The 16,363-nt window shown below is 42.5% G+C and carries 17 protein-coding genes and 1 tRNA gene; 6 read left to right on the forward strand and 12 right to left on the reverse strand.

Annotation, left to right across the window (positions count from 1 at the left end; all coding sequences use genetic code 11):
- Positions 1–5: 5 nt before the first annotated feature.
- Complete coding sequence (salA, locus tag WA352_RS01585; RefSeq protein WP_005317461.1) at positions 6–1,283, reverse strand: salicylate 1-monooxygenase; 1,278 nt, start codon at positions 1,281–1,283, stop codon at positions 6–8.
- Positions 1,284–1,669: 386 nt separating this feature from the next.
- On the opposite strand from salA, the gene WA352_RS01590 reads away from it, so the two are divergent.
- A complete protein-coding gene (locus WA352_RS01590) occupies positions 1,670–1,996 on the forward strand; it encodes a gamma-glutamylcyclotransferase family protein (RefSeq protein ID WP_005317459.1) in 327 nt (108 codons plus the stop codon).
- Positions 1,997–2,096: 100 nt separating this feature from the next.
- Positions 2,097–2,172 (forward strand) — tRNA-Thr (locus WA352_RS01595).
- Positions 2,173–2,181: 9 nt separating this feature from the next.
- Here WA352_RS01595 and WA352_RS01600 read toward each other — a convergent pair.
- The 4 genes from WA352_RS01600 to WA352_RS01615 all read right to left on the reverse strand — a co-directional run bounded on the left by WA352_RS01600 (position 2,182) and on the right by WA352_RS01615 (position 6,039).
- Positions 2,182–2,604 (reverse strand): GFA family protein, encoded by a 423-nt coding sequence (locus WA352_RS01600; RefSeq protein ID WP_005317455.1) that lies wholly within the window; start codon positions 2,602–2,604, stop codon positions 2,182–2,184.
- Positions 2,605–2,611: 7 nt separating this feature from the next.
- Complete coding sequence (locus tag WA352_RS01605; RefSeq protein WP_005317452.1) at positions 2,612–3,439, reverse strand: SAM-dependent methyltransferase; 828 nt, start codon at positions 3,437–3,439, stop codon at positions 2,612–2,614.
- Between the two features lie 2 nt (positions 3,440–3,441).
- Positions 3,442–4,740, reverse strand: coding sequence for an FAD-dependent oxidoreductase (locus WA352_RS01610; protein ID WP_004803715.1), 1,299 nt, complete (start codon positions 4,738–4,740; stop codon positions 3,442–3,444).
- A gap of 432 nt (positions 4,741–5,172) precedes the next feature.
- Positions 5,173–6,039 (reverse strand): pirin family protein, encoded by an 867-nt coding sequence (locus WA352_RS01615; RefSeq protein WP_005317449.1) that lies wholly within the window; start codon positions 6,037–6,039, stop codon positions 5,173–5,175.
- Positions 6,040–6,324: 285 nt separating this feature from the next.
- On the opposite strand from WA352_RS01615, the gene ycaC reads away from it, so the two are divergent.
- Together ycaC and WA352_RS01625 are read left to right on the forward strand one after the other, a co-directional pair.
- Positions 6,325–6,951: an isochorismate family cysteine hydrolase YcaC gene (gene ycaC, locus WA352_RS01620; protein WP_004657244.1), complete on the forward strand. Its 627-nt coding sequence runs from the start codon at positions 6,325–6,327 to the stop codon at positions 6,949–6,951.
- A 337-nt stretch (positions 6,952–7,288) separates the two neighbouring features.
- Positions 7,289–8,215, forward strand: coding sequence for a LysR substrate-binding domain-containing protein (locus WA352_RS01625; protein WP_004803710.1), 927 nt, complete (start codon positions 7,289–7,291; stop codon positions 8,213–8,215).
- Positions 8,216–8,222: 7 nt separating this feature from the next.
- Here WA352_RS01625 and WA352_RS01630 read toward each other — a convergent pair whose 3' ends face one another.
- Positions 8,223–9,143, reverse strand: coding sequence for a LysR substrate-binding domain-containing protein (locus WA352_RS01630; RefSeq protein WP_032859490.1), 921 nt, complete (start codon positions 9,141–9,143; stop codon positions 8,223–8,225).
- Positions 9,144–9,279: 136 nt separating this feature from the next.
- Between WA352_RS01630 and WA352_RS01635 the strand changes: the two genes are divergently transcribed.
- On the forward strand, positions 9,280–9,957 hold the full coding sequence (locus WA352_RS01635; RefSeq protein ID WP_005317441.1) for a hydrolase: 678 nt from the start codon (positions 9,280–9,282) through the stop codon (positions 9,955–9,957).
- Between the two features lie 66 nt (positions 9,958–10,023).
- Here the strand turns inward: WA352_RS01635 and ssb are convergent, their stop codons facing one another.
- The 3 genes from ssb to WA352_RS01650 all read right to left on the reverse strand — a co-directional run bounded on the left by ssb (position 10,024) and on the right by WA352_RS01650 (position 13,250).
- Positions 10,024–10,596 carry a single-stranded DNA-binding protein gene (gene ssb / locus WA352_RS01640; protein WP_005317438.1) on the reverse strand — a complete coding sequence of 191 codons (573 nt, stop codon included), beginning with the start codon at positions 10,594–10,596 and terminating at the stop codon, positions 10,024–10,026.
- Positions 10,597–10,647: 51 nt separating this feature from the next.
- Entirely contained in the window at positions 10,648–12,009 is a 1,362-nt protein-coding gene (locus tag WA352_RS01645) for an MFS transporter (RefSeq protein WP_005317435.1), read from the reverse strand.
- A 158-nt stretch (positions 12,010–12,167) separates the two neighbouring features.
- Positions 12,168–13,250 (reverse strand): DUF475 domain-containing protein, encoded by a 1,083-nt coding sequence (locus WA352_RS01650; protein WP_004657231.1) that lies wholly within the window; start codon positions 13,248–13,250, stop codon positions 12,168–12,170.
- 169 nt (positions 13,251–13,419) lie between these two features.
- Here WA352_RS01650 and tenA point away from each other — a divergent pair, with 169 nt between their 5' ends.
- Positions 13,420–14,094 carry a thiaminase II gene (gene tenA / locus WA352_RS01655; RefSeq protein ID WP_005201544.1) on the forward strand — a complete coding sequence of 225 codons (675 nt, stop codon included), beginning with the start codon at positions 13,420–13,422 and terminating at the stop codon, positions 14,092–14,094.
- 158 nt (positions 14,095–14,252) lie between these two features.
- Here tenA and WA352_RS01660 read toward each other — a convergent pair whose 3' ends face one another.
- From WA352_RS01660 to WA352_RS01670, 3 genes are all read right to left on the reverse strand, one after another.
- Complete coding sequence (locus tag WA352_RS01660) at positions 14,253–14,606, reverse strand: DUF1304 domain-containing protein (RefSeq protein WP_005317432.1); 354 nt, start codon at positions 14,604–14,606, stop codon at positions 14,253–14,255.
- Positions 14,607–14,671: 65 nt separating this feature from the next.
- The gene (locus tag WA352_RS01665) at positions 14,672–15,655 is read right to left on the reverse strand and encodes a zinc-binding dehydrogenase (protein WP_005317429.1); all 984 of its coding nucleotides are present in this window, start codon (positions 15,653–15,655) and stop codon (positions 14,672–14,674) included.
- A gap of 3 nt (positions 15,656–15,658) precedes the next feature.
- The gene (locus tag WA352_RS01670; protein WP_004803684.1) at positions 15,659–16,261 is read right to left on the reverse strand and encodes a TetR/AcrR family transcriptional regulator; all 603 of its coding nucleotides are present in this window, start codon (positions 16,259–16,261) and stop codon (positions 15,659–15,661) included.
- Between the last annotated feature and the right edge of the window lie 102 nt (positions 16,262–16,363).

Raw genomic sequence — 16,363 nt, forward strand, 5'->3', positions numbered from 1 at the left:
CTTATTTAAATGATCGCCATTACTAATTGATGTAGTTGTTGCTTTGCATCTGCAACATCCTGTTCTAGATCGTGTTGCCATAACCAGTCAAAACGATGTTCAAGATGTTCACCAATTTCGGCAAATGTGGGGTACTGATTCGAATAGCACTCATAAATTTCGCCAGACTCACGAGAAGTTTGCTGAACACGACAAGCACGTTTTAAACGGAGCTTTTCATAAACTGAAGACACATCAGTTAACTGATCTGTTTGTAAGTTTTTTGTCGACAATAAGGCAGCAAGGATTAATGCATCTTCAAGACCTTGCCCTGCCCCTGCTCCTTGGTGAGGTAACATGGCATGTGCAGCGTCACCCATGACAATGACATGACCAGAGGTACTTTGATAAGTCGAAAGTTCTTCAATTTCATGTAAGGCCCAAATGGTGGGCTGTTCAATTAAACCGAGTAATGTCTGGCAGCTTTCACTCCAGTCTGAAAAATCGGAAAGCATTTGAGCTGTATCGACAGGCTTAGTCCACGGTGTATCGGCTGGTAACATCGTATCTTCACGGTTTGAACAGAAAGCAACGATATTAATTTGCTCCCCCTTACGAATAGGGAACGTTAAAATATGTTTTTCTTTGCCCAATAACATTTGCGGAATATCTGCTAACTCTGTATCGCCATTTATTTGCTGCAAAGCTTCTTTAAATGTAGCGTGAGAAATAATGCCACGATATGCCCAAGTTCCTGAAAAACGTGGATGAACTGATGGTAAATCGTGAGTAGCTAAAACATATTGGCGAGCCACAGAGCGGATACCATCAGCCCCGATTAAATAATCACATGCATGCTGACTGCCATCATTAAAGTGCAAAATCACCTGATCATTTTGTTCTTCAATCGCCTCAAGGCGTTTAGAAAAGTGAACATTTTGCGTAGGCATGTGAGGAATAATGGCATCAAGGAAGTCAGCACGATGAACAGATGACTGCCCTACACCTGTCGCGATAGATGCAGATAAATATTCATCGGTATAGCCATTGCGCCATTGAAACCAAACATCTTGAAAGGGTGGCGATACCTTATCTGCAATTGCGTGATATTCGTTGGCTAAACCTAGCAGTTCAATCGCTTTGACTGCATTGGCACCAAAAGAAATCCCAGCCCCAATTTCAGAAAACTGAGGTGCTGATTCAAACATCTGGACATCTAAATGAGCGTATTTACTTAAATTACTTGCTAAAGCCAGACCAGCAATACCACCACCAACCACGGCAACTCGAATATGTGTATTCATGTGTTTGTTCCTTAAACATCATTATCGTTTTCACATATTCATTTTTGAGAAGTTAGCTTATAAAGTCCAATTAGTATTTTTTTTGTTCAATTATTTAAAAATTAAATAACGCCCTTCTTTCATAAGAAAGTTATGTTAGAAATCGATTGTAATCCTCTTACTTTTTATATTAATGGTAAAAATGACTTCATCCTCTATCAGTTAATATTCACTAATTTTCCATTTACTCCAAGTATTTATTTAAATAGATTTTTTATTTCCAAGGAATTGCTCTCAAGAAGAATAATCAATTAAACAAATAACGATTTTCGCTGCTTAGCTCGCAGTATTTACGATTAGCCCGTTATATCTGCTACCCTACCTCTTTTACATTCCTACTTTTCACTATGCTCAGTTTATTTGTTTACGGGACTCTAGGGCCCAACCGTCCCAATGCCCATATCATGGAAAATATTGGTGGTATGTGGGCAGAAGCACATGTATTTGGCACACTCAAACAACAAGGCTGGGGAGCTGAACTCGGCTTTCCGGGCATTGTGCTCGATCAAACAGATCAAAAGGTATCTGGCTTTGTCTTTTTCTCAGATAACCTAGAACAACACTGGCAAGCACTGGATGAATTCGAAGGTACAGGTTATCAACGTGTCCCTGTTAAAGCACACTTAAACACAGGTGAAGTGATTGATTCCTTTGTCTATGCACTCAATACTTAAGCTGAAATTGGCGAAAATTCGACAATCAAATTAAATTTATCTGATTGCTCATTTTTTCGCTTGTTTTTTTAATTAGATTCTGTAGAATTCTCGCCACGTTGCCGGCATAGCTCAGTTGGTAGAGCAACTGACTTGTAATCAGTAGGTCCACAGTTCGAATCCGTGTGCCGGCACCATTTCTCGCTTTACTCTCGTTTTTTCCCCATCATTTTTTCAAAATGCGAAATATCCGGATTTAATAAATCCCATTCATTTGCATGGCTCACAAAACATTCTGCTTGCGGTTGATACAAATTTGGATCATCCAATGTTCCTGCACGGATTGAAATCATCTCAGGCACGAGTTCTGGTAGGCCAAACATTTGCGAACCACAGTTTGGGCAAAATGCACGGCGGATCGGCTTGCCTGATAAACCCAAAGACTCAAAATATTTTAATTCACCTTCGATTTTAAGTTCAGATTGGTGAAAGAAGGCAATCGGTGCATAAGCACTGCCTGTGGCTTTTTGACAATCACGACAATGGCAATTAAAACGATAACGTGGCGCAACTTCCGCCTGATAGCTCACTGCCCCACACAGGCATGAACCTTTATATTCATTTGGCATCTTGTTCTCACTTTTTTACTGCACTGATTTGAATATAACGTACTAATCCATCTTGGTAGAGTTTTCGGCACAACTTGGCAGTCATATTTATTTTGAGTTGAGCCAAATCAAATGCTGATTTTTCAATTTTTCGTGTTTCGATATATTCCGCAAAACCATTCAACACCGGCTCAGAAAAATCCTGAATTTGAATATCAGTAAAACCATGCTGCGCTAAAGTCTGCCCCAGCTGCTGCTGATCCATCACATGCTGCCAATTCACATCGGCACTTTTTAACAGATAGCGATATTTTTGTTTTTGTAGAACAGAACACTGCTGCCAATTATCCGACCACATCAGGGTGTGAAACGCGATCCGACCTTTTGAATTCAAAACTGCAGATGCTGAATTGAGAAATGAATTCAAATCACTGTGATAAGCCGCATCTATACACAGCACCACATCAAATGAATTCAAAAGTTGCAGTGCTTTTAAATTCAAAAAAGAGCCACAATGAATTTGAACCTGCGGTAATTGTTTTTGAATTCGTTTGACACAATCAGGCTGCAACTCAACTGCACTGAGTTGTTGAATCTGATAATGCTGGGTCCAGTGCAACAAACTGGCACCTTGTCCACAGCCTAGATCTAAAACATGATCTGTGGATTTCAGTTGAATCGATTGCGCAATTTGATCGGCCAGACTTTGGCAGGCCTGTGGATAATGATCATGTTGGCCTTGCCAAAAACCTAAATTACTCCAAGCAAGCCATGCATCATCACCGAGTCTTTTAGCATCAATCGCATATTTATGCCCTATGACTTTCTCGATCAGCGCTTGCTTGAAGGTGGCCATGCTTAATAACCGAGTTCAGGTGCAACTTTGACTTTTGGTTTTAATCCAACAAATGGAACGGCTGCACCTAAGATTTCAGAAATATGCATCGCAGAGGTCACAGCAGATTCTAAGATCGGCAAACCATCACACGACCATGAACCGCAATAGAATACTTTACGGTTTAAATCCAAATGACGTTGCTGAATTTGTTTATTCAGAGCGACCGTTTCTGAGTCAACCACCGCACGGGTGAGTTTGACTTTAGAAATGATTTTCTTCGGATCGATATCAATCACCGGACACCACGTCTGGAACACGGCATTTTTACCCACCAAGCTTGGTTCAATCGCATTGATCCACACGGTAAATTGCTGACGGGTAAATTTACGATCCATCATATAGCTCAATACTGCCCAATCTTTACGGCGTTGTGGCATCACAATTGGATCGGTATGAATCACCAAATCGCCCTGTTCAAAGCGGAATTTTTTCAGTAAGGCAATATCATCGGCAAATTGCGGCTGCTTGAGAAAATCTTCAATCACTGGGGTTGGTGTCGCAATCACCACACGGTCAAATAATTGGCTTTCACCCTGTGCATTTTCCACCAAAACTTTTTCGCCCTGCTCTTCAACTTTTTGAACAGGCGAACCACTATGAATTTCAATGCCTTCAATCAAGCGATTGACCAGTGCAGGCGTTCCACCTTTCATTCGTAATAAGGCTTCACCTTCCGTCAACTGACGAATAAATTCCAATAAAGGTTTGGCTGGCCATTCACCAATGGTTTTAGGATGGCAAGTACAAATGGTATACAGCACTGGCATTACTGTGCCATGCCAAAACACTTCCTCAATATGATATTGATTCATGAATTCAGCTAGTGTGATGTCTTGATTATCCGATTTAAAGAATTGATGTACCGCAGTCTTCAGTTGCAACATGCCTTTGACCAAGCGCCAGCCATATTGCTGAATGCCTTTGCGGTTATTAATAATCGGGAAATTGCCGATACGGCTACGTGAAGTGGTGAGCCATGTATCTGTTTTATCTTCAAACAACCAACTGCAAGCCATAAAAGTACGGACAGGGAAAGTTTCTATGCCCAAGTAGCTTGCCAAACTTAAAGTATTTTGCCAAAGCTTTGGATTCATTACGCGTAGTGGGGCATCAATAATACCACCATCAAAATCAATACTATGACTATCCATGCCTCGCCCTGCGAGTGCTTCGAATATAGTTACCTTATGCCCTGCATCATGTAGGATTCTGGCTGAGGCAAGTCCTGCCATTCCACTGCCAATAATTGCAATATCCAAAATTATGTCCCATCAGTTGATGATTTTTCTTGATTATGACCGATAGTTAAGCGAAACGCGGTATTAAAAAATACCAGATTGAAGGCTTCTGCCAGACTTTTGTCGTAATATCGTTGTTGGATTCTTGTTACATTTTATCACAAATTGCGTTTGTATCTTAACATAATGAAAAAATTAGACTTATTACATTTTAGGACATAAAAACATACAGAACATTCTATATTTTTTCATTTTCAGCGCTTTATAGCCTTTGCAAAGCCCAATATTAGTGCTATTTTTATTAAACAATAACGAGAACAAAGTCACATAACAAGCTGAATAATTATAAGTGACATAATATTAAAAAAATCAATAGAGGATCCTTACAGCGAAAGCCTATCACTTTAACGGAGTGATAGGCTTTCTTATATAAGCAACTGATTTAAATTGCAATTAAGCTTGCATTGAACCAAATTTACCGCTATTGAAATCACGAACAGCCTCAACGATTTCCGCTTTGCTATTCATGACAAAAGGTCCATAACCTTCAATCGGTTCATTCAGTGGCTGACCAGTCAAAATCAGGAATTTACTGTCCTGTTCGGCCTTGATGCTAAAGTCAATTTCTTCACGGCTCAGCACCACCAAACTCGGTGCTTCTATGCTTTGGTTCTCATTTAAGACCACCTGACCAGAGAGCAATACCAACAATGCGGTATGGCCTTCGGTCGCATAAAAGCTATGTTCCTGATCTTTTACAATCGTACCATCCCAGACATTGACTGGACTAAAGGTAGTTGCTGCACCTGCGGTGTCTTGGTATTGACCTGCAATCACTCGCATCTCACTACCCGCATCATCCAATTTAATGTGCTGAATTTGATCGGCTTCAATGGCTTGATATTTTGCTGGCGTCATTTTGGAATGCGCTGGCAAATTAACCCACAACTGAACCATTTCAAACAAACCACCTTCATGGGCAAACTCAGGCGAATGGAACTCTTGATGCAAGATACCACCACCTGCAGTCATCCATTGCACATCACCAGCTTTGATGGTTCCACCACCGCCACTTGAGTCTTTATGCGTCACTTCACCTTGATAAGCAATGGTCACGGTCTCAAAGCCACGATGTGGATGCGAACCGACTCCATGTTGTGCTGTGGTTGGATCAAAACGGTATGGTGCAGCATAGTCCAACAAGAGGAATGGGCTGAGGCTTTGGCCTAAACGGTCATAGGAAAACAAGTTATACACTGGGAAACCATCACCGACCCAGTGCATGTGTTTATTTTGATACACACCCAGAATTCTTTTCATTTGGTTTCTCCTATAGAGTAGAAGTTCTGTTCTTGGGATCTATTTTACGCCTCAAGCAGGTGTGCTTATAGCCTCAGAATGGCAACACATTATTCTACATATAGGACAATTGAAAATTAAAAAGTGAATCAATCCCTAAACCTTATCAATCATCCTATTTTTGATATTGTTTATCTCATTTTTTGCGCTTCATCTACATGAAAAATTTAACTAGCATAATTTCAAGCACTACGGAAATTCACTTTCTTTTCCGTATTCTTTTTACAAAAACACGAGGATACAACAATGGCTAAAGATTATATTCGCCTAGACAAAGACAACGCAGCCGTACTTTTGGTCGACCACCAAGCTGGCCTCCTTTCATTGGTTCGGGATATTGATCCAGACAAATTTAAAAACAATGTTTTGGCATTGGCAGATGCCGCAAAATACTTCAACTTACCTACAATTCTCACCACCAGCTTTGAAAATGGCCCAAATGGTCCACTGGTTCCTGAACTGAAAGAACTGTTCCCAGATGCCCCTTATATTGCTCGTCCAGGCCAAATCAATGCGTGGGACAATGAAGACTTTGTTAAAGCGGTCAAAGCTACAGGTAAAAAACAATTGATTATTGCCGGTGTGGTCACGGAAGTCTGTGTCGCATTCCCAGCCTTATCTGCACTGGCAGAAGACTTTGAAGTATTTGTGATTACCGATGCGTCAGGTACCTTTAATGCGCTCACTCGCGATGCGGCGTGGGATCGTATGTCACAAGCAGGTGCACAACTGATGACCTGGTTTGGTATGGCCTGTGAACTGCACCGTGATTGGCGCAATGATATCGAAGGCTTAGGTGCTTTATTCTCGAATCATATTCCTGATTATCGCAACTTGATGACCAGTTATTTCACCAACACTGCAGAAAAATAAACCGTCATATCAAGATTAGCAGGGGTCTGTTGATATTTCCGCCATGTCTTGCGTTATCAGCTAAAACGACATAAACAAGGCATGAAATGCAGGTAATGGTCTTCCCCTTACCAAGTTTCATAACGCAGTTTAGGGAAGTTTTAGCTATAACCCTACGGGACAGAGACACTTTTTGCCGCTACTGTGTTATGCCTTATTCATTTAGAATAACTAAATCTCATAAGGCATGCCTTGTATCGTCTAAAAAATGTCTTCTGTCGCAAGCATCTGTGAAATGTCAACAGCCCCCTAGTTAATGCTATTCTAATCTTGTCATATTTATCGGATTCGCTTTGCCTTGATCAACTCATTTGATGACTTTCATTATTTCTATTTGGTGGTGAAACACGGCGGATTTAGTGCGGCTAGCGAAGCTGAGAATATCAGTAAATCCAAACTTAGCCGTCGCATCATTGAACTTGAACATAAATTTAATGTCAGCCTGATCCAACGCACCACCCGTCATTTTAAAGTCACGGATTTAGGTCAAGAGTTTTATGAAGAATGCTGCAAAGTGATTGCACAAGTCGAATGTGCCGAGAATGTCCTGCTCAAGCAGAAAAATGAACCACAAGGTATGGTCAAAATCAGCTGCCCACCGTTAATGATGCATTTCCAAATTCGGAAATTACTCAATCAGTTTTTAAAAGCCTATCCCAAAGTTGAAATCTCTTTAGAATTGACCAGCCGTCGTGTCGATGTGCTACATGATGATATTGATATCGCGATCCGTACCAGTTTTGAACCGAATCAAGATTCCAGTCTCATTGTCCGCGATGTGATTCGAACCGAGCATTGTCTGGTGGCGGCACCAGAATTACTACAAGACAGAACCATTCAGCATTATTCAGAATTACAGCACTATCCGAGCGTGGCCTTGGGTATTCAAAAACATCAATATTATTGGCATTTATGTCATGTCCACAGTGATGAAAGCGTGGATGTACCTTATCAACCGCGGGTCAAAAGCAATGATTTGGCTGGGGTTTATTATGCGGTCCATGATGGTTTAGGCATTGCAGATCTACCTTATCTCACGGTGCAAGCAGATATCCAAAAAGGTAAACTCATTCACTTATTACCCGAATGGAAGTCCAATCGGGGCACCGTACAGTTAGTCTATGCCTCGCGCAAAGGTCAACGCTTGGTGGTGGAAAAGCTGATCGAGACCCTGATGGAAGGCCTGAGAGAGTTGGCAAAAACTGACAGTGGTTATTCTTTATAGTGCAGTATTAGTAAAGCACCGAATTGTGCTGTTTCACTTTGGCAAATTTTTGCACCAGAAAATCGATCAATAATTTCATTGATGGCAACAATCCACGTCTAGAGGTATAGACCAAGTGAATCAGCTCGGGTTTAGGCTGCCATTCAGGCAATACATGAATCAAACGCCCTTGTTTAATGTCTTCAGCCACCAGCAACTCTGGTAATTTTGACACGCCCAAACCTTGCAGCGTGGCTTCTCTGAGTGCGGTTAAATCCGTGGTGGTGAGACGCGGATGGCACTGGACTTTTTGTTCTTGCTGATCCTTTGAAAATAATTGCCAATAATATTCAGGCGCAAAGGATTCCATCATGAGCACGGGAAATTGGATCAGTTGTTGCGGCTCGCTAATTGAATAAAACTGATGTAATAGGTCTGGACTTGCAACAATAAACTGCCGTGCCAAAGCCAACTCGCGCACAATTAAATCGCTGTCCGGCAAAGGTAAAGGACGAATCCGCACAGCCAAATCAAATCGTTCATTAATTAAATCCACACGGCGATTGGTCGCTTCGACATGCAGACTGATTTTCGGATACAGCCGTAAAAACTCATTCAACATTTGACTGATATTGATATGCAACAAATTGGTCGGGCAAGACAGCTTGATCAATCCACGCGGCTCGGCCGTTAAAAATTCGATTGCTTCTTCGGCAGCTTCAGCTTCAATCAACATGGCCTTGCAATGCTGATAATAGATTTTACCCACCTCGGTAATCGACACCTGTCGGGTGGTTCGATTGATCAGCTTCACCCCGAGTCGATCTTCCAATTCGGCAATACGACGGCTCAGTAAAGACTTGGTCACCATTAATTCTTGGCTGGCTGCTGAAAAGCCACCACTATCGATCACTTTCACAAAAAAATATAAGTCATTTAAATCTTTCATGTTATTTGCTCGACCCGTCAATGATAACCATAATTGTTCTTTTGACATGACAATATATCCTATTTCAGATATTTTTCAGCCATCGTCCTGTCTATATTATCAATTATACCCCCTAAGACAAGATGAGGATACAACAATGACAATGCCAGCAAACTTCAATGGTCAAGCACCTGTTATCGATGTCAATGATGCCGTGATGTTATTGATTGACCACCAAAGTGGTTTATTCCAAACCGTCGGCGATATGCCAATGCCTGAATTACGTCAACGCGCAGCAGCCTTGGCTAAGATTGCCAGTTTAGCCAACATTCCTGTGATTACCACCGCGTCTGTACCACAAGGCCCCAATGGCCCTTTAATTCCAGAAATCCATGCCAATGCACCTCATGCCCAATATGTGCCACGTAAAGGTGAAATCAATGCATGGCATAACCAAGACTTTGTCAATGCAGTTAAAGCGACAGGCCGAAACACCCTGATTATTGCAGGAACCATTACCAGCGTGTGTATGGCCTTCCCAGCCATCAGTGCTGTTGCGGAAGGCTATAAAGTCTTTGCCGTGATTGATGCTTCTGGAACCTATAGCAAAATGGCAGAAGAAATTACCCTAGCCCGTGTGGTGCAAGCCGGTGTGGTCCCGATGGATACCGCAGCAGTGGCATCAGAAATCCAGCGCACGTGGAACCGTGACGATGCATTGGAATGGGCGCAGATCTATACCCAGATTTTCCCAGCTTATCAGCTTCTGATTGAAAGCTATAGTAAAGCCCAAGAAGTGGTGACCAACCACGAAACCTTGGACTCTGCACGATAAAAAATTTCCCCAACAAAAAAGGCATAAAACTCAGTTTTATGCCTTTTTTATGTCTGTTACTTCGATCTAAAACGGTAAATCATCGTCTAAATCAGCAGGTGCTGCCGCAGCTGGTTGTGGTGCTGCTTTTGGTGTATTAAAACCATTACCTGCTTGAGGGCTACCTGCATAATTGCCACCAGCTTGACCATAACCACCTTGGTTGTTGTTATTGTTATAACCAGTATTTTGGTAACCACCACCTTGGTTATTATTGTTGTTAAAACGTGGTTGGTTAAAGTCGCCACCGCTCTGCTCGCCTTGTTGACGGCTATCCAGCATCTGCATTTGATCGCCACGAATTTCAGTGCTGTAACGCTCTTGACCATTTTGGTCTGTCCATTGACGAGTACGTAATGAACCTTCGATATATACTTTTGAACCTTTACGGAGATACTGTTGTGCAATTTCACCTAAACGGTTGTGCAACACGATACGGTGCCATTCTGTTTGCTCTTTACGCTCACCCGTACTTTTATCCATCCACGATTCACTGGTTGCAATCGAGAATTGAGTTAATGATCCACCATTTGGAAAGGTTTTAGTTTCTGGATCTTTACCTAAAGTACCTACTAAAATAACTTTATTCACACCACGCATTAGCTGTCTTCATCCTATATATTTCTATGTTTTACTTTATAAGAGTTATGATTAAATGGCTACCTCTTTGCCAATCAAGTGCGTTAAATCTTGTCGCCCAGCATCATCAATGCACTGTTTATCGACTTTAATATACGCAACTTGCTGTTCTGGCATCACCACGACTTCTTCAATACCACGAATCGCCAACAGTTTTGAAGTCCATTCATCTGTTTGTATTGCCTGAGGTAAAGGCAACACAATAGAAGACAAATATCTCGGCTGAGCCAGACCAAAACTAATCAGCAGCCATATTATAGCAATCCCCGTCAGCACACTCCACCCGAGTGCAGTATTCTGTAACATCAAAAGCTGCCCACCCAAGGTCCCGCCAAAGAAGGCACCCAAGAACTGGCTACTGGCATTGACGCCCATCGCAGTGGCTTTGGATTGGATCGGAGCTGCTTTGGATAACCAAGAGGGTAATAATGCTTCCATGACATTGAAGGCGACAAAGAATAAACCGAGTCCTGCCAGCAATACATATTTAGACTCATAACCAAAGATTAGAATCAGCAAACCGCCGATAAGCCCTGCAATCGCAGTAAGAAAAATACCGCGCATTTTGCGATATTTTTCCGCAATGATAATGCTTGGGAAGGCAAAAAACAGGCTGATTACCAATAATGGTAAATAGACTAAGCCATGCTTTGCTAAAGGAATTCCTGCATATTCGATCAGCTGTGAAGGCACATAAATAAACATCGCAGTCAACAATAAATGCAGTGCAAAGACCGAGACATGCAGACGATTTAACTCGCCCATTTGGATGACTTGCTTGAGCTGATTCAGATAACCTTGCTGATAGTTGCGATGGTGTCGCGTAACTTTAGGGACCAGCAAGAGCATTGCAATCGCAGCCAAGCCCATAATCGTGGTCACAAAAAATAAGCCCGAAATGCCGACTAAACTGGTCAGCCACGGCCCTAAACTAAAGGCCACCACAAAAGATAAACCAATACTCATGCCCATTACAGCCATGGCCTTGGTTCGCTGTTCTTCACGGGTGACATCGGCCAGTAATGCCATCACCACCGCAGATACCGCACCTGCGCCTGCAATCGCACGACCAATAATCACGCCATAAATCGTGTCGGATAAACCTGCGATTGCACCACCAATTGCAAATAACAATAAGCCCAAAACAACCAAAGGCTTACGGCTAAAGCGATCGGCCAATAAGCTAAACGGAATCTGTAAAATTGCTTGGGTTAAGCCATATACCCCAACCGCAAGACCAATTAAGGTAGGTGTGGCATATTGATAGGATTGTCCTGCGACTGAAAACACAGGAATAATCATGAACAAGCCCAACATGCGCAAGGCAAAAATGCTACTTAAGGCAAAGGTTGAACGACGTTCTAAAGCATTCATTGTTGATAAGACACTATAACTGGCTCAGCGAATTATAAGCCATTCGCCTACAAAGGTTGTAAGTTAGATCATGAAAAACACAATCTTTCTGCAGAGAAAAAATAAAGGAGCGATGTTCGCTCCTTTATTTACACTAGCTGATCAAGCTGAAAACAAGCTTAAGAGGCTTGTTGTTCTCGCTTGCTATACTGAATCGAAGCCAACACCGCCCATACAATAAAGGCTACACCGATCAACCCCGTAACCACTTCAGGTACATGTAAGCCTGTACCGCTGGCAATCATAATAAATGCCAGTGCACCAATCGCATAATGTGCACCATGCTCTAAGTAGATATACGCATCCAAAGTGCCTTTTTCCACCAGATAAATGGTCATTGAACGGACAAAGATCGCACCAATTGCTAGACCCAGCATGATGATCACCACATCACTGGTAATCGCAAATGCACCGATCACACCATCAAAACTGAACGATGCATCTAGCACTTCAAGGTAGAGGAAACCACCAAAACCAGCTTTTACCACCCCCGAAGCTGCACCACTTGAGTCATGGCCAATAGCATTGCCATTTTCATCAATCTCAGGCTCACCACCCAATAAATGACTCAAGACCTGTACCCCGATATACACCACGATGCCCCAGATTCCGGCCATGGTCACAGCCAAACGAGCAGACTCATCGACATTCGCCGCCATGATGATCATCGCGATCAAGGCCAAGAATACCGACATGGCAGGCACGTTAGCCAAATGGGCTAATTTTGCTTCCAACCATTTAAACCAATGGGTTTCTTTACCATCGTCAAAGAAGAAGTTTAAGAACACCATCAACAAGAAGGTACCCCCAAAGGCTGAAATTTCAGCATGATGGGCCATCAAACGCTCTGAATAAGTCTTCGGATCATTCAGAGCCATTTTAGCAACTTCAACCATGCCCATATCGGCGGTTACCGCGACAATCACCACTGGGAAGATTAAACGCATCCCAAATACGGCAATCAGGATACCCACGGTCAAGAAGATCATTTTCCAAAAATGATCCCAACCACGCAGCACTGAGGCATTCACCACCGCATTATCGAAAGAAAGAGACACTTCCATCACCGCTAAAATGGCAGTAATGGTCAGTGCTTTTAGCATGGTGGCAACACCCGCTTCAGGGCCATGCGTATAGCCCCAGTAAGCCGAAAGTGCTAAACACACAATCGTAAAAAATATTGAGAAACGGAAATGCTTCATGAGCAGCCTTTTATCCAAATGTAGAGTGATAAAAATGTGCTTATTGTAGGCGAGTTTTGCCCCAAAAAGAGAAAAGATTGTTGGACTTGTTTGGCAAAAAAACCATCCAGACCAGACTCTGCTATAGTACGAACAGATTTATTTTCGTGTTTTAAACAGGTTCAAATCCATGACGTTTTCTCAAGAAGTTTGGCAACGTAATCAAGATTTATATCAAAAAATATTAGCGCTTCCGTTTAATCAAGAACTTGCAGCGGGCACACTCGATCGTTCAGCCTTTTGTCATTATGTGATTCAAGATGCACATTACTTATTGGCCTATGGACGTGCCCTTGCTGTGGCTGCCGCAAAAGCTTATGAAGCTGATGATGTGATTCAATTTTCTGAAGCAGCAAAAATCGCCATTATTGTGGAACGCAGCTTGCACAGTGATTTTATGCAGGAATTTGAGATCAGCAAAACCGAGTTTGAAAGCACACCGCTGACTTTGGCCTGCCATCATTACACCTCATTCTTGACGGCAACGGCATGGTCAGAAAGCTATCCTGTGATTTTGGCGGCCTTACTGCCATGTTTCTGGATTTATGCCGAAGTGGGTAAAGATATCGTCAGTCAATCCGTTGCCAACAATCCTTACCAAGCATGGATCGATACCTATGCAGGAGAGGAATTTAATACCGCGGTACGTAATGTGATTGCGACGGTTGATAAAGTGGCAGCCCGTTGTGATGAAGATACCTTAGCCAAAATGCATGCAGCCTATAGCATGGGTGCAAAACTGGAGTGGTTGTTCTGGGACAGTGCCTATCAACAACGTCAATGGTTAGGTCTGGATCAAGCCTAAACACCTAGCACCCTGAGTCGTATTTTATCCAGACATAAAAAAGCCCCAATTAAGGGGCTTAGTCGTATATCGTATCGTCCGATATACTGTATGAGGCTCATCTCAAACTGAGTGCATTAAAGCATAAATCAGTTTAAATGCCTACTTTTATTGCTGGGTTAAAAAACATTCACCACGATTAAAGCAATCAATGCAGGTACAGCCTGAATATAAATAATCTTTTTACTCGCGGTGAGCCCACCGTAGATCCCGGCAATCAAGACACAACCTAAAAAGAAATTGGCAATCGCAATGGCATATGTTACAGGTGCTAGTAATGACCAAAAGAGGCCTGCTGCAAGGAAACCATTATACAACCCCTGATTTTGTGCCAACACTTTGGTCAGTTGTGCTTTTTCCAGACTATTGCCAAAGGCCTTTAAACCATAGGGCTTGTCCCATAAAAACATTTCCAGCACCAAAATATAAACATGCAATACTGCAATTAGCCCGATCAATACTTGTCCCAACATGCGATTTTTTCCTTTTTATTGTGTTTGAATTTAATTGGATCAGTCGCAAAACTGACCCCGTATTTTTACAATGATGGTGTTAACAACACTTTACCTTGACGCGCGCCTTGAGTTGCTTTCAATGCCGCCGTTTCAATCTGATCGAAACTAAAAATGCCTTCAACAGGTAAAATCAGTTTTTTCTGCGTCGCAAGTGTCAGTAGTTCTACAAACAAAGCCTTTTTACGCTCTGCTGGCATTTCTTTATTGACCACACTGGCCCAGAAACCCTTAACCGTGGCTTGTTTAAAAATCAGATCACCCGATGAGATCTGCATAGTCTCGCCAGTCATACTACCAAACGAAACCAATAGACTATTTTCACTGAGTAAATTCAACATTTCCCCGCTGGCACTGCCACCAATTGAATCCACCCCAGCAATTAATGGCTGATCCGCATGAATCGCTTTTACTTGTCGTTTCCAATCTGGCTTATCCGTCGCAACCACATGCTGAATCCCCAAGGCCTGCATTTCCGCAATCGCATCGCTACGACGAACCAAATTAATCACTTGTAGTCCACGTGCTTGAGCAATCATGGCAACCGTTTTCCCTACCGCACCATTAGCCGTATTTTGAATCAGCCATTGACCTGCTTGTACATTAACAAAATCGAGCAACATCAAAGCACTGATCGGCATCCCAATTAGCTGTGCTGCGGTCTGATCATCAATCGCATCATTTAAAGGGATGATACTTGCTGCTGGTGCGATAAAATATTCTGCCCAACTGCCATGTACCCCTGCGACCGCAACGCGCTGTCCTAATTTACTTGCATCGACACCGTCACCCACTGCATCGACAATACCCACCGCTTCACTGCCACCAATCGCAGGCAAGGTTGGCTTATAACCATAGCTACCACGTACGGTCCAAACATCATGATTATGCATAGGAGACATGATGGTTTTAATACGAACTTCACCTGCTTTCGGCTCAGGCTGAGGCATATCACCCAACTGCAACACATCGACGGGTTCACCAAAACTGTGATGGATAATACTTTGCATGTTTTATTCCTTAATCGGCTGGAGCAGTTGTTGAGTGGTTTCTAAAGCTAAATGTAGTGGTGCTTTGTCTTGAGCCAACTTGGTCATCAAGGCGGCACCCAGCCACAGTTGATACATCACTTGGGCCGTTTTGAGTGGGTCAAGATGGGTAGGAATCGAGCCTTGTTGTTGCCCTTCTTGTAATAACAACGCCACACGTTGTGTTAATCGATGCACACCGAGGTTGAGAATTTGGCGCATGTCTTCAGATAAATCTGAAACCTCTGCGGCCAATTTCACAATCAAACAATTCTCTGCCCAACTACCATGAACAGGGTCATCAATCCACGCCTGCCATAACGCCATCAAACGCGCATAAGCACTTTGTTCGGTCTGCTGCCAAAGCTGCTCGACACGGATTTTATAATCCGCCATGTATTGTTCCAGTAAGGCACAACCAAATGCCTCTTTAGAAGCAAAATAATGGTAGAACGACCCTTTCGGGACATCACAGGCTTTGAGAATCTCTTGCAAGCCAACACCAACAAAACCTTTACGTAATACCAATTCAAAGCTGGTATCCAAAATATGTTGTCGCGTGGCTTCACTTTTATTTGATCGTTTCATCGTCACACTATAAATCAATATTAGACCAGTCGTCTAGTAAATTATGTATTTTAATAAGTGATCAATTTTTACATGGTAATCTGAGGCATTGAATGCTAAAAA

The sequence above is a fragment of the Acinetobacter sp. 102 genome, from assembly GCF_037028485.1.
Taxonomy (GTDB): domain Bacteria; phylum Pseudomonadota; class Gammaproteobacteria; order Pseudomonadales; family Moraxellaceae; genus Acinetobacter; species Acinetobacter higginsii.